This window comes from Devosia pacifica, from assembly GCF_014652635.1.
Classification (GTDB): Bacteria; Pseudomonadota; Alphaproteobacteria; order Rhizobiales; family Devosiaceae; genus Devosia; species Devosia pacifica.
Genome location: NZ_BMZE01000003.1, coordinates 239,840 through 253,260 on the forward strand (window position 1 = coordinate 239,840; position 13,421 = coordinate 253,260).

Below are 13,421 nucleotides of genomic sequence, written 5' to 3' on the forward strand. Positions count from 1 at the left end.
CGATATGCATGAAGGCGGGCTCAGTGGGCCCGCCTCTTTTTTTGTGAGGCAGCAATGGGAACGGCTCCGAACGAGAGCGATGCCGCTTCAGCCGCAAGGGATATTACCGGCAGGACACCCGCCAGCGTCCGACGCTTCGGCACGGGCTCAGGACACTATGTCTTTGAGGTGTTATTCGAAGATAGTGCACCGATCGTCATCCGGATGGGAGCGCCAGAACGCAGGGTGGCGCTTTCCGAGGGCGTAAAACTCCACAGTCAGCTCGTTGCTCATGGCGTGCCGCTGCCCGCCATCATCGGTCATGCCTTCGAGGCAGATTGGCCGTTTGTTGCGATGGAGCGGGTTGCCGGCACTGATCTGCAATATGTCCTCCATGCCCTGAGCTATGAACAACTGCGATCCATCGCCGCGCATGTGGCAGATGCCCAGACAGCGACAGCGCGCGTCGGTGTCTCGCAGCGCTATGGCTTTTCTGCGAGCGGTAAGGCAGCGCCGCATACGCGATGGTCGGATGTCGTCGCCGCCAGCCTGTCTCGCTCGCGCAGGCGCCTCGAAGCAAATGGTGTTTTTGAGGTTGAGACCATCGTCGCGCCGCTCGAAAGCCTTCTCGACGCACTTCGTGTGGAGCTTGATGCTCTACCGGCAACGCCTTTCCTCCACGACACCACCACGCGCAACGTGCTCATCGACGCCGAGGGCCGGTTCTCGGGTATTGTCGATGTCGATGATCTCTGCTTCGGCGATCCGCGCTACGCGCCGGCGCTCACTAGTGCAGTCATCAGGGCATATGGCGGGCCTCTGAGTTATATCGACGCCTGGATGGGGGCCGCTGGGCACGCGGACGATATCATCTTCAGGTTTTATGTCGCGCTGTTCGTCGCCGATCTGATGGCGGAGCAAGGCATGGCGTTCAATGGCAATGAAGGGCCGCGTGATCCGCAACGCGAAAGCCGCCTGCTGGAAACGTTCCAGCAGGCTCTGACGATTGTTACTCGGCAGCTTGGGCGCGGGCGTCGTCCGGCTCCCAGGTAAGGATCGGCTGGCGTGCTGCGCGAGTTTCATCGAGGCGACGCCGAGGGGCCGTATACGGAGCCCCCGAAAAGCGCTCGGTGTTGCCATCGCGCGCATCATTGGCAAGGTCGCGCATCACGTCACAGAAGGCATCCAGCGTTTGCTTGCTCTCGGACTCGGTAGGCTCGACCAGCATCGCGCCGTGCACCACCAGCGGGAAATACATCGTCATCGGATGGAAGCCCTCATCGATGAGCGCTTTGGCGAAATCGAGCGTTGAAACGCCGGTGCTTTCGAAGAAGCGATCGTCGAACAGAACCTCGTGCATTGCGTGGTGATCAGGGAACGAGACGGTGACCACATCCGCAAGTCGTGCCTTGATGTAGTTGGCGTTGAGAACCGCGTCCTTGGCCGCTTGCGCGAGGCCATCGCCGCCGTGGCTGAGCATGTAGGTCAGAGCACGCACATACATGCCCATCTGTCCCTGAAAGGCGGTGATACGCTCAAGCGACTGCGCCTCCGCGTGCTCGACAAGATCGAGGCTGCCATCGGCATTTCGCCGCACGAACGGCACCGGCGCGAACGGGGCAAGCGCCTCGGATAGCACGACCGGCCCTGCCCCCGGGCCACCGCCGCCATGCGGCGTCGAAAAGGTTTTGTGCAGATTGATGTGCATGGCGTCTATGCCGAGATCACCGGGACGCACCACGCCCATTATGGCGTTGAAATTGGCGCCATCGCAGTAAAAGAACGCACCGGCATTGTGAACCGCTTCTGCAATCGCAACCACATCCGGCTCGAACAGGCCACACGTGTTGGGATTGGTAAGCATGATCGCAGCCACATCAGGACTCAGCGCCTCGCGGACAGCAGCGACGTCGACGGTGCCATCTTCACGTGCTGGAATCGCCTTCACGCTGTAGCCGAGAAACGCCGCCGTCGCGGGGTTCGTGCCATGCGCGCTCTCCGGCACCAGAACAATTTTGCGGTGCGCTTCGCCACGCGCTTCCTGAGCGGCCTTGATCGTCATCATGCCCAGCAACTCGCCATGAGCGCCGGCCTTCGGTGTGAGGGCGACGGCAGATGTATTGGTCAGGGTGAGCAGCCAATGGCTCAGCTCTTCCATCACTGCCAAGGCACCCTGCACAGTGGATTTCGGCTGCAGCGGATGCAGATCAGCAAAGCCGGGCAGCCGCGCCATCTTCTCGTTAAGGCGCGGATTGTGCTTCATGGTGCACGAGCCGAGCGGATAGAAGCCGGCATCGATCGAATGGTTGAGCCGCGACAAGCGCACATAGTGGCGCATAGCCTCGGGCTCGGTAAGACCGGCCAGATCAAGCGGTGCAGTGCGCTCGAAGCCGCCGAGGCGAGCAGTCGAGATTTCCGCGTCCGGCAGGTCTACACCTGAGTGCTCGGTGTCACCGATCTCGAACAGAAGCGGCTCATCGGGTAGCAGCGCGGCGCCGTTGGCGGCGAGAGTGGAAGGCGTTCCGGCACCGGTGGGGCGCCCCCTGGTGTTCATGCTCATGCCAGCGTCTCCTTCAGAGCGGCGCAAAGGGCTTCGATGTCAGCATCCGAGGTGAGTTCCGTCGCGGCGAGAATGAGCAGGTTGTTGACCTGATCATCGTCCGGAACCAGCCGCGATGCGGGAACCCCGGCCAGAATGCCCCTCTGCGCCAACGCATCGACAACGCCGGAAGCCGGGCGATCGAGCCGTATTGTCATCTCGTTGAAGAACGTCTTGTTCAACAGCTCTACACCATCGATTTGCTCGAGCGCATCGGCCAGCGCACAAGCGCGTGCATGGTTCAGCCGGGCGAGCCGTGTGAACCCGGCGGCTCCAAGCAGAGACAGATGAATTGAGAACGCCAGCGCGCAAAGCCCGGAATTGGTGCAGATGTTGGACGTGGCCTTTTCACGTCGGATATGCTGTTCACGCGTCGATAAGGTCAGCACATAGCCACGCTTGCCCTGCGCATCGACAGTCTCTCCACAGATACGGCCCGGCATCTGACGGATAAATTTCTGCCGCGTCGCCATCAGTCCGACATAGGGGCCGCCGAAATTGAGCGCGTTGCCAATCGACTGCCCTTCGCAGACAACGATATCGGCACCGAGTGCGCCGGGCGCTTCGAGGACGCCGAGCGACACGACTTCCGTCACCACGGCGATCAGCAGGCCACCGACGGCGTGCACCGCCTCAGCCGCGCGCTTCAGGTCGCGTAGATGCCCGTAAAAGTCCGGGGTCTGGACGACGATGGCTGCGGTGTCCTCGTCGATACGATCAAGGAGATCGCCCTGCCCGCTTGGTGAAGCCGACAGGCACACGAGATCATCATCGTCACGCAGATAACCACGCACCACATCGCGATAGTGTGGATGAAGCCCACCGGACAGCAGCACCTTGCTGCGCCTCGTCAGCCGGCGCGCCATCAGCACCGCTTCCGCCGTGCCGGTCGAGCCATCGTACAGCGACGCGTTTGCCACTTCCATGCCGGTGATGCGCGCCACCTGAGTCTGGAACTCGAACAGCATCTGCAGGGTGCCCTGCGAGATTTCCGGCTGATATGGCGTATAGGCAGTCAACCATTCCGAGCGCTGAATGAGATGATCGACGCTCGCTGGCACATGATGCCGGTAGGCCCCGGCACCGAGGAAGAACGGCCCATCGCCGGCCGCGTGGTTCCGCCCGGCCAGCTGGCGCATATGCGCCTCAACAAGATATTCCGGGCTGTGCGGCGGCAGCTCGAGCGGCCTCTTGGCGACCAGATCTTCGGGCACTGCGCCGAATAGCGCTTCGATAGAATCAACGCCGATGACGCCGAGCATTTCGGCGCGCTCGGCCTCGGAATGCGGGAGGTAGCGCATGATGTCAGGGTCCTACTTCGCGTGTTCGGCGTACGCGGCTTCGTCCATGAGGGTTTCGAGCTCAGCGTGATCGCGGACGGTCAGCTTGAACAGCCATCCAGCACCAGCAGGATCCTGGTTGATCAGCCCCGGCTCTCCGCTGAGCGCCGCATTGACCTCGGTGACGGTGCCAGACAGCGGCGCATAAATTTCAGAGGCGGCCTTGACCGATTCCACCACCGCAGCCTCATCTCCCTTGCTGAGTTCACGGCCAACTTCAGGCAGCTCCACGAAGACGACATCGCCAAGCTGGTCCTGCGCGAACACAGTGATACCGACAGTGCCGGTGTCGCCATCGACGGTCACGTATTCATGGTCTTCAGTAAATTTGGTGGTCATGCGGCTGGTCCCTGAGGCTTTGTCTTGGAGTTGCGAACGTAACGGTGCGGTACGAATGGGGTTTCAACGACGGTGGCAGGCTGCACGCGGCCACGCAGCAGCACCTGCAGCGCTGTGCCTGGATCGCTCATATGTTCCGGGACGAAACCCAGCGCGATGGCGCGGCCGAGAGATGGTGAGAACCCGCCGCTGGTGACGACGCCGATCTTGTTACCCTCGGGATCTAGGATTTCGGCGCCCTCACGGGCCGGTGCCCCTTCGATATGAAGTCCGATGCGAACTCTCTCGGGGCCTTCAGTGCGCTCACGCAGGATGCGCTCCGCCCCCGGAAAATCTGCCGCTTCACGCCGACGCTTCGAGACGGCAAAGCCGAGCCCTGCCTCGATCGGTGAGGTGGTGGCATCGAGATCATGCCCATAGAGCGGCAAACCCGCCTCCAATCGCAGACTGTCACGCGCGCCAAGGCCAACCGGCTTCACACGCTCGTCGGCAGCGAGTTGGTCCCACAAGGCTCCGGCCGCGCTGGCGGGCACCAGCATCTCGAATCCGTCCTCGCCGGTGTATCCGGACCGCGCAATGCGGATGACTTCGCCATCGAACGAGACGAGAGCGTGGTTCATGAAAGAGAGCTGCGCCGCCTGCGGCATCAAGTCGGCAATCACCTCGGCTGCCGAAGGGCCTTGCAGAGCGATAAGCGCCTGATCGTCGGCGCGCTCCAGCTTCGCGGCCGCACCGAGCGCTTTGCCGATGCGCTCGAAATCCGCGTCTTTCGTTGCGGCATTGACGACAATGTAGAGCATGCCGCTGGCATCGCCCGCCGGCGGGCGCGCGATCATCAGATCGTCGAGGATACCGCCGGTTTCATCGAGCAGAAGCGTGTAGCGCACCTGCCCCGGCTTCAGCCCGGCGATATCACCGCAAACCAGCGGCTCAACAAGTGTGCTGATAGCGTGATGATCCTGATCGGCATCGCCCGTGGGGCTGCCAAGCGCCACGAAGGCCGGCCCCATGTGGGAGACATCGAACAGACCAGCGCTTTGCCGCGTCCACTTATGTTCGGCAATGATGCCTTCATACTGAACCGGTAGCGCATAGCCTGCAAAATCGACCAGGCGCGCCTTGGCAGCGACGTGCTGATCATAGAGCGGCGTACGAAGAAGATCGGTATCTTGGCGTTCGGCCATGAACTCGTTCCGGACATGAGGTGGCAATGCATGCATCAGGATGCACGCGCCCCCTCTGTCCTCTCACCTGAGAGATTTCCCGGCGTTCACCGGTTGCTCCTTCGGTGGGACGACACTCGCGCGTCATCCGCTTTCCAGAGTTCATTCCTGTCCGGCCCTAGCCGGACACTGCGGTCCTTTTGCCTGAGAGTTTCCGGGGCGGTTGCTCCTTCGGCGCCGGCCTAAGCCGATCTCTCCCGCAGTCCTTTGCACCATGCGCAGAATCTGCGCTGCAGTCAATTGCCCGGATCAGCCGCGCGTATCGAACCCGACCCAGATGGTGATGCTCTCGCCGCCAAGATAGGGAATATTGACGTTCTCCACCACCTTGAGGAATTCGCCGGAATTGCCAGCGACGGAAACGGGAATGTCGTATTTCTCGGTGAAGACGGCCTGCCCATTGCGCTCGACGGCAAAGCGGACTGGCGCCGTCACCTGCGACTGCGAGCCCTGAGGACCGAGAAGGATTCGGCCCGATGCCCCCATGGTCACCTGGATCTGCCCGTTCGAGGCCACGCAGTTGCGGCTGACCTCGTCGATCACGCCCTGGTACTGAAGCTGACTTGCAACCCCGACATTATTGCCGGAGTAACGGAACATGGCTTCGCCACCCTGGCGGACCTTGATCGGCGGGCATTCGGTGGCGATTGCAGGCAAGGCATTGGCCTGGGCCGCCGCTATCTGTTGCTGGCTCGGCGTCGCATTGGCAAGATTGGCGTCGGCGGTCGAATTGCCACCGCCAAACATCGAGCCCATCGAGCAGCCTGCAAGCGCGCTTGCTACAGCGACTGCCGAGAGGCCGCGCGCGATCCGTGGCCAGGTGAAAATGGTCGTCGGATGCATAAATCGTACCCTCTTGATCAAGCGCGCGCTGCTTCGAGCGCAATCAGAATAGCCTGCGCGCCGCTACCCGTCACGCCTCGCGCTTCTTCAACAAACAGATGTTTCACGACGCCATCCTCAAGGATCATCGCGGCGCGCGTGAATCGCGTTCCCATACCGCCGGTAGACATGTCGCGCGCAAGACCGGTCGCCTCGGCGAGTTCTGCATTGCCATCAGCGAGGAACGCGATGTCTGAGGCATCAGAGGCCTGCGCCCATGCCTTGAGCACATGTGCATCGTTGACGCTTGCGCACACGATCCGATCGACACCAGCGGCGCGCAGTTTCGAGGCATTGTCGACAAAGCTGGTCAGATGTTGCTGGTGGCAGGTGGGCGTGAACGCACCTGGAACCGTAAAGAGCACAACGCAGCCATCACCAAGTACAGTATGCGTCGAGGTTTCCTCGATCTCGCCGCCCGAAACAAGGCGGGTAGGCAAGTCGGGGATTGATTGTCCAGTTTCGATCATGCGGTCCGCTCTACTCCGAGGCGCGCCAGTTTTGGCGGAAATTGACTAAAACCCGATCGTGTTGTCGATATGCGGCTATCAGATGGCATGCAAGGCGTTGTGGATCAATCGGTGGAAAGTCTGGTGCGGTAGCGATATGGGCCGTTCGACGTATCGAAATCGATGTTGATTTCAGTGCCCAGAAGGTCGGGCCGTCCGGCATCAAGGATTTCTACCGTTATTAGATCCCCTGCCTTCGATGCGGGGCCAAACAGCGGCTCACCATCGGCTACGCTGACGAGCATGCTGGAAACTTCGATCGCCGGATCTTGCACCCGCAGCGTTAGCGCATTCGTTTCTGCATCATAAGCCTCGAGTTCGACAGGCGGCGTTGCGCCGTCCCACAAGATCGGCTCGTCCGCCAAAGCCTGACGAATGCGCAGCGCATTTCCGGGATCGGCCAGGCCATCAAGAGCCAGATCGAAATCCGCCATGACCGGCATGCACACTTCCGAGCAGATACCGAGTTGCACCGCGAGTGAAAGGCCGGTCACGCCTTCCGGAACAGAGACTGTCATCGGCACCATCACTGCACCACGATAGATGTAATCGACATAGCCCGAGATCGTCGCAACCTCCGGGTGTGGCCAGTGAATGAATTTGATCGTGGCGCCGCCCTCGGAGAGGGCAAATTCTGGGGCAAGGCCGGTTTCTCCGGGAATGCGCCAATATGTGTGCATCTCCGACGGCATGCGCAGTTCCAGAGCCACCTGCGTTTCGCCAGCCGTGATCGTGCCGGCGCCAACCACGCGCGTTTCAACGCCCGGGGCAATTTCTTGCCAGGGCGTTTCAGACGCTGATGCCAGGCTCGGCAGCAGCAAGGCGGCTATGGTGGACAGAACTGACGCGGTTCGGATCATGGTGCGTTATTAGCGCAGCATATGGTGAACAAATAGCTTCGCGTAGATCAGCGCTTCGTGAATTGCGGTGACAAAGCCGTGCGCGCCAACATCTTGGCAGCGTGAGGCGCAGACCCTACTATCAGGATATGAGCACACTTGAAGGCCAATTCCTGGTGGCGATGCCGGATATGATGGACGAGCGCTTCGCGGAGAGCGTGATCTATCTGGTCGGGCACGGCGAAGACGGCGCGATGGGGCTGGTGGTGAATCAGAGCGTGCCGGAGATGGAGTTCGGGGACGTTCTCGACGAGCTCAATCTTGGTGATCCGGACATGCTGATCAGGCTGCCGGACTCAATCAGGGGACGGCAGGTGGTGCGCGGCGGACCGGTTGAGCAAGGCCGGGGGTTTGTGCTGCATTCTTCCGACTATGCCAGCGAGAACACCTTCCCGGCCGCAAACGATATCTGCCTGACGGCAACGCTCGATATCCTCAAGGCCATGGCGTTTGGGCCGGCGCCGCGGGCCTCGCTGTTCGCACTGGGGTGCTGCGGCTGGAGTGCCGGCCAGCTGGAAGAGGAAATTCTGGCCAATGGCTGGCTGACTGTACCCTATTCCCGAGACTTGCTGTTCGATGTGCCGCTGCACAAGCGCTATACAGCAGCGCTCGACAGTCTCAACATCTCGCGCGCCAGCCTCAGTTCCGAAGCTGGTCACGCCTGACCGTTAGCTCTTACGCGCTGCCTGCGCCGCGATAAATTTGCTGAACTCGCTGGCCGGCATGGCGCTGCCAAAGGCATGGCCCTGTGCCAGGCGGCAGTTGAGTTCGCGCAGTCGATCAACTTCCTCGGTGGTTTCAACACCTTCGGCGATGACAGAAAGATCGAGCTCGTTGGCGAGCGCCACGATCGAACGGATGATCGGACCCTGTGTAAAGGAGCCGCCCGTGGTTTCGTTGATCTGCACGAAATCGGCGGGGATCTTGATCGTATCGACCGGGAAGCGATGCAGGTAGCTGAGCGATGAGTGGCCGGTGCCGAAATCATCAAGGGCAAGACCCAATCCAAGAGCCTTGAGAGCTTCGAGCATGTAGACGGAATGCTCGGGATTGGTCATCACCTGAGATTCCGTCAGTTCCAGCTTCATGTGACGGACTGCGCCGTGGTTCTCGCCGACCATTGTGCGGATATCGTTGAGAAGCGTTTCGCTGGTCAGCTGATTGGGCGACAGGTTGACCGACACGAAGAACTCCTCGGGCAGGTCCGGAACCGCCGCCAGCCAGTCTGCGGTGTGGTAGATCGCCTGCTCGAAGGCAATTCGTCCGAGCTGGTCGATCAGCCCTGCACGCTCCGCAAGGCGCACGAATTCCGAGGGCGCCACGGCGCCACGGGTCGGGTGGTTCCAGCGCATCAGAGCTTCAGCACCGGCGATCCTGCCCGAGACGATGTCCATGATCGGCTGGAACTCGACCTGCAGCTCGCCCTGGTTCATACCGCGCTGCAGATCTTCCTCATTGGCGCGATTATAGGCGCTGATCGAGCGCGCCGAGGCACGATACGCCTCGATGCGATCGCCGCCGAGCCGCTTTGCGTAGTACATCGCAAGCTCTGCATCGCGCAGCACATCCTCGGCACTGGCGGGATTGGAATCGTAAACCGTCACGCCTATCGAGGCCGAGAGGGTCAGATCGCGCTCACCAAAATTGAACGGGGCCTTGAGCGCCTTGCGGATCTGCTCGGCAACTTCAGCGATCTTGTTGGCGGCCTGATCCGATGCAAGCACCACCGCGAACTGATCGCCTCCGAGCCGCGCAACCGTATCGAGCGGGCGCATGTTGCGTGAGATCCGGCGCGAAATCGCCAAGAGCACGCTATCACCGGCAGAGTGCCCGATGCGTTCCTCGAGCTCCATGAAGCGATCGATATCGATCAGCAGCACGGCCGGCGCCACGCCGCCCTGCGAGCGGGCGCGCGCCAGTGCCGCATCAAGGCGATCCAGGAACAGTTGCCGATTGGGAAGGCCGGTCAGACTGTCATGCACGGCATCATGGAGAAGGCGTTCACGCGCGGCGCGATCTTCGGTGACGTCCTGAAGCGTGCCGACAATGCGGTTGGCCTGGCCATCGCCGCCCACAACAGGTTTCACCCGCATGCGGAACGAGCGATAGCTGCCATCATGACAGGCCAGCCGGATATCATTTGAAATCTTGCCGCGGCGGAGTTCGACGAGGGTGTCAAAAGCCGTGCGGAAACGATCACGATCTTCCGGGTGCACCCGATCAAGCCAGCGCTTGATGGCGCCACGCAAGGCGCCGCGCTTTTCGCCGAGCCGTGTCGCCAGTTCTTCCGAGACGGTCACCCGATCCCGCTCGATATTCCAATCAAAGACGAAATCGCCAGAGCCGGTGAGCGCCAATGCCCGTCGCTCGACTTCCGACAAGGCTCCGATCGACATCTGGCCTTCAGAGAAGGCGTGCTGAACAGTGGTGAACCCGAGCAGCATGACGATGAGAACGAGCCCGCCAGCGACAGCGGACTGCGCAATATCGTTCGAGACCTGCCCCGAGATCACCAGATAGCTGTAGAAGAGCCAGGCGATGACGATGATCCAGGTCGGCACCAGCAGGACGGCGCGATCATACCCGCGCAGCGCCAGCAACAGAATCAGCACAAGGCCGGAGAAGCCGAGCAGCAAGAGCACAAGCCTGGCAACCGTGGCGGCAATCGCCGGTTGGAAGAATGCAAATGCGAACAGCGCCAGGAAAAGCGCTGCCAGCCCGAGCGCCAGATGGATGAACCGCAAATGCCATCGGTGCAAGTTGAGATAGATGAAGAGAAAGCCTGCCAACGCCGTCGCAAGGGCTGCCTCGGCCGCAGCGCGCAATGGCTGCATGTTGCCGGCGGAGATGCCGAGCAATCTGCCCATCACGCCGAAATCGATCAGCAGATAAAACAGCGTCGCCCAGGCAAACGCCGCCGTGGCCGGAAAGACACCTCGCCCCTTCACCACGAACATGATGGTCAGGAACGTTGCCGCGAGCGAAGCGACACCGAGCACCACGCCGCGGAACAAAGTGAACGAGTTCACATAGTCACGGTAGGCATTAGGCTGCCACAGATAGAGTTCGGGCAGTTGCATGGAATGCAGCTCGGCCACGAAGGTGACGGTCGCACCCGGATCGAGCGTGATCTCGAAAACGTCGGCTTCCGCATCTGCCTGGCGTAGCGGGCGGATACCGGCGCTCGGCGTTAGGGCACGCACTCGTTCCTTGCCAAGATCAGGCTGGATGACACCTGAGCCTGGAAGCCTGAAGAACGGCGCCACCAGAAGCCGCTCTATCTGCTGGTCGGTATCATTGCGCAGGGCGAACAGCGCCCAGGATGGGTCCGCGTCTGGCTCGGTGGCCAGCACCTCGATGCGCCGGATAATGCCGGTTGCGTCGGGCGCGGTCGACAATTGCACGCGCCCGTTCTCTCCCGGCACCACGTCGATGGCATCAGTGAGATTGATGGCGTTGACATCTTCGGGAACAGTGATGACCTCGAAGGCTGTGCTTGGCCAAGCCGCAACAAGGGCAATGGCAATGCTCAGAGCGAAAACAAGCAGATGGCGCATTCGAGGCGAGTATATCCTGCGGTGGGCTTGATTAAGGCGAGCCGGTGGCGCGACGACGGTAGATCCGACATCGCACCGTCCTTCTTGCGGGACGGCGCCCTTGGTAGCCTCGATTGCGCGGCGCAGCAAGCGCCGGGGTGTGTGGCGGGAAAATCACACCCGCCAATCGTTACGATAGCGCCGGCTTTCGAACCGCTCACGCGTCAGCCCGAACAGCACGTGATCCGCCCAGCGGCCATCGATTTGCAGGTAAGCCTCGGCGAAGCCTTCTTCGACAAAGCCGTTCTTTTCGAGCACGCGTCTCGACGCCATATTGTGTGGAAGAAACGCTGCGTGCGCCCGATGAAGGCTCAGCGTATCGAATATGAAAGGCAGCGTGGCACCGACTGCTTCGGTCATAATTCCCTGACCCGCGAAAGGCTGGCCCATCCAGTAGCCGAGATTGACGTGCTGAGCGGCGCGGCGGCGGACATTTGACAGGGTGATGCCTCCAAGCAGTTCTTCCGCTCCATTGTTCATCCGCAGCACGAAGAATGAATAGTCGGTCCCCTCGACGGCTTCCTGCCGGCCGCGGCGCACCCTGCTGACAAAAGCGCTGCGCGCCAGATCAAGCTCGGTCCAGCGCGGTTCGAACGGGCGCAGGAAATCGCGGCTGGAGCGGCGCAAGGCGTACCACTGATCATAATCGCGTAGCTGGGGCAGACGCAGATGAACCGTGGTGCCTTCGAGAACGGGCGTCTCGGAGGACGTCCAGGGCCAGAACACGAGACTATTCCCCTCTAGCGGCGCAGACGCTCGCCAATCGTGGCGGTATCAGGCAAGTGATCGATCGGCCCGATGCCGGCCAGGGAAACGGTACCGGTGGTGAAGATGGCCTGGGCAATCTCCTTGACCCGGTCAGCGGTAATGCGGCTGATGCGGTCCACGGTCTCCTGCAATGCAATGGGGCGCCCCCACAGAATCTGCTGACGCGCCAACTGCCCGGCGCGGGCCGAGGGGCTTTCGAGCGACATCAACAGGCCAGCGCGGATCTGATTACGCACCCGCATCACCTCTTCGTCGGTGATCGATTCCGCCGCCCGGCGTAACTCATCAATCAGAACCGGCATCAGTTCGTTGACCTCGTCCTGACCGGTTGCCGCGGCAACGCCGAATATTCCGCTATCGGCGAACGCCCAGTGGAAAGCGTAAACCGCGTAGCACAGCCCACGCCGCTCACGAATTTCCTGGAACAGGCGAGAACTCATGCCACCACCCAACACCGAGGCCAGGATCTGGACCGCATAAAAGCCATCGGAATTATAGGCACGTCCCTCAAATCCGAGCACGATGTGCGCCTGTTCATGGTCGGAGACCAGGCGTTCCTCGCCACCTCTGTACTCGGCACGTTGCGGCGCCGGCGCACCGTTGGGCGCCAGGTCCGCGAACCGGCTTTCGGCGACCCGCACCAGATCATCGTGATCTACGTTGCCGGCGGCGGCGATGGTCATGTGATCACCGACATAATTGCGGCGCATGTACTTACGGATCATGTCAGGGCCGAATTCGCCGACAGAATCGACGGTACCGAGGATGGTTCGACCGATCGGCTGATCGGGAAAGGCGGCAGACTGGAAGAGATCGAACACGTGATCATCGGGATTGTCGCGCGCCGCGCCGATCTCCTGCTCGATCACGCGCTTTTCGCGCTCAAGTTCGGCCTCCTCGAACTTCGAATTCTGCAGGATATCGGCGAGGATATCGGCAGCGAGCACAACATCCTCCTTGAGAACGCGGGCAAAATAGCCAGTGTGTTCGATAGAAGTCGCGGCGTTCAGGTCACCACCGACATTCTCGATGGTCTCGGCGATTTCGATGGCGCTACGGGTGGTGGTTCCCTTGAAGGCCATATGCTCGAGAAGATGCGACATGCCATGCTCGGACTTGCGTTCGCAGCGCGAGCCGGCACGCACCCAGACCCCAAGCGAGGCGCTTTCGAGATGGGGCATGTTGTCCGTCAGGACCACCATCCCGTTCTCGAGGGTCGTCTGTCGTACGCTCAATCGGTCCTCCCGAGCCATGTCGTATCGGCCATTGCCGCCGCTCCGCTGGCTC

Annotated in this window: 12 protein-coding genes and 2 riboswitches; of the genes, 2 read left to right on the top strand and 10 right to left on the bottom strand. The window is 61.4% G+C overall.

Features of this window, described 5'->3' with window-relative positions:
* Positions 1 to 54: 54 nt before the first annotated feature.
* Positions 55 to 1,032: a phosphotransferase family protein gene (locus IE127_RS14010; protein ID WP_189426340.1), complete on the top strand. Its 978-nt coding sequence runs from the start codon at positions 55 to 57 to the stop codon at positions 1,030 to 1,032.
* Here the strand turns inward: IE127_RS14010 and gcvPB are convergent.
* From gcvPB to IE127_RS14045, 7 genes are all read right to left on the bottom strand, one after another.
* Positions 989 to 2,539: an aminomethyl-transferring glycine dehydrogenase subunit GcvPB gene (gene gcvPB, locus IE127_RS14015; RefSeq protein ID WP_189426341.1), complete on the bottom strand. Its 1,551-nt coding sequence runs from the start codon at positions 2,537 to 2,539 to the stop codon at positions 989 to 991. The genes IE127_RS14010 and gcvPB overlap by 44 nt on opposite strands.
* Entirely contained in the window at positions 2,536 to 3,879 is a 1,344-nt protein-coding gene (gene gcvPA / locus IE127_RS14020; protein ID WP_189426342.1) for an aminomethyl-transferring glycine dehydrogenase subunit GcvPA, read from the bottom strand. The genes gcvPB and gcvPA overlap by 4 nt, the downstream gene beginning before the upstream one ends.
* Before the next feature lie 12 nt (positions 3,880 to 3,891).
* Positions 3,892 to 4,257 carry a glycine cleavage system protein GcvH gene (gene gcvH, locus IE127_RS14025; protein WP_189426343.1) on the bottom strand — a complete coding sequence of 122 codons (366 nt, stop codon included), beginning with the start codon at positions 4,255 to 4,257 and terminating at the stop codon, positions 3,892 to 3,894.
* Complete coding sequence (gene gcvT / locus IE127_RS14030) at positions 4,254 to 5,441, bottom strand: glycine cleavage system aminomethyltransferase GcvT (RefSeq protein WP_189426344.1); 1,188 nt, start codon at positions 5,439 to 5,441, stop codon at positions 4,254 to 4,256. Before gcvT ends, gcvH begins: the two co-directional genes overlap by 4 nt.
* A 45-nt stretch (positions 5,442 to 5,486) precedes the next feature.
* Positions 5,487 to 5,589, bottom strand: a riboswitch (glycine riboswitch).
* A gap of 13 nt (positions 5,590 to 5,602) precedes the next feature.
* Positions 5,603 to 5,690: riboswitch (glycine riboswitch) on the bottom strand.
* 39 nt (positions 5,691 to 5,729) lie between these two features.
* On the bottom strand, positions 5,730 to 6,323 hold the full coding sequence (locus IE127_RS14035) for a hypothetical protein (RefSeq protein WP_189426345.1): 594 nt from the start codon (positions 6,321 to 6,323) through the stop codon (positions 5,730 to 5,732).
* 17 nt (positions 6,324 to 6,340) lie between these two features.
* Positions 6,341 to 6,832: a peroxiredoxin family protein gene (locus tag IE127_RS14040; protein WP_189426346.1), complete on the bottom strand. Its 492-nt coding sequence runs from the start codon at positions 6,830 to 6,832 to the stop codon at positions 6,341 to 6,343.
* A gap of 104 nt (positions 6,833 to 6,936) precedes the next feature.
* Entirely contained in the window at positions 6,937 to 7,731 is a 795-nt protein-coding gene (locus IE127_RS14045) for a protein-disulfide reductase DsbD domain-containing protein (RefSeq protein WP_189426347.1), read from the bottom strand.
* 128 nt (positions 7,732 to 7,859) lie between these two features.
* On the opposite strand from IE127_RS14045, the gene IE127_RS14050 reads away from it, so the two are divergent.
* Entirely contained in the window at positions 7,860 to 8,435 is a 576-nt protein-coding gene (locus IE127_RS14050) for a YqgE/AlgH family protein (RefSeq protein WP_189426348.1), read from the top strand.
* Positions 8,436 to 8,438: 3 nt separating this feature from the next.
* Here IE127_RS14050 and IE127_RS14055 read toward each other — a convergent pair whose 3' ends face one another.
* The 3 genes from IE127_RS14055 to IE127_RS14065 form a co-directional block, all read right to left on the bottom strand.
* Complete coding sequence (locus IE127_RS14055) at positions 8,439 to 11,327, bottom strand: EAL domain-containing protein (RefSeq protein WP_189426349.1); 2,889 nt, start codon at positions 11,325 to 11,327, stop codon at positions 8,439 to 8,441.
* A gap of 153 nt (positions 11,328 to 11,480) precedes the next feature.
* The gene (locus tag IE127_RS14060) at positions 11,481 to 12,092 is read right to left on the bottom strand and encodes a GNAT family N-acetyltransferase (protein ID WP_189426350.1); all 612 of its coding nucleotides are present in this window, start codon (positions 12,090 to 12,092) and stop codon (positions 11,481 to 11,483) included.
* Positions 12,093 to 12,106: 14 nt separating this feature from the next.
* Positions 12,107 to 13,369, bottom strand: coding sequence for a M16 family metallopeptidase (locus IE127_RS14065; RefSeq protein WP_189426351.1), 1,263 nt, complete (start codon positions 13,367 to 13,369; stop codon positions 12,107 to 12,109).
* Between the last annotated feature and the right edge of the window lie 52 nt (positions 13,370 to 13,421).

Bases quoted from the DNA above. Each gene is read 5' to 3' on its own strand.
- IE127_RS14040 (WP_189426346.1), bottom strand. From the start codon at position 6,832: ATGATCGAAACTGGACAATCAATCCCCGACTTGCCTACCCGCCTTGTT.
- IE127_RS14010 (WP_189426340.1), top strand. From the start codon at position 55: ATGGGAACGGCTCCGAACGAGAGCGATGCCGCTTCAGCCGCAAGGGAT.
- gcvH (WP_189426343.1), bottom strand. From the start codon at position 4,257: ATGACCACCAAATTTACTGAAGACCATGAATACGTGACCGTCGATGGC.
- IE127_RS14055 (WP_189426349.1), bottom strand. From the start codon at position 11,327: ATGCGCCATCTGCTTGTTTTCGCTCTGAGCATTGCCATTGCCCTTGTT.
- gcvPA (WP_189426342.1), bottom strand. From the start codon at position 3,879: ATGCGCTACCTCCCGCATTCCGAGGCCGAGCGCGCCGAAATGCTCGGC.
- IE127_RS14035 (WP_189426345.1), bottom strand. From the start codon at position 6,323: ATGCATCCGACGACCATTTTCACCTGGCCACGGATCGCGCGCGGCCTC.
- IE127_RS14045 (WP_189426347.1), bottom strand. From the start codon at position 7,731: ATGATCCGAACCGCGTCAGTTCTGTCCACCATAGCCGCCTTGCTGCTG.
- IE127_RS14050 (WP_189426348.1), top strand. From the start codon at position 7,860: ATGAGCACACTTGAAGGCCAATTCCTGGTGGCGATGCCGGATATGATG.
- gcvPB (WP_189426341.1), bottom strand. From the start codon at position 2,539: ATGAGCATGAACACCAGGGGGCGCCCCACCGGTGCCGGAACGCCTTCC.
- gcvT (WP_189426344.1), bottom strand. From the start codon at position 5,441: ATGGCCGAACGCCAAGATACCGATCTTCTTCGTACGCCGCTCTATGAT.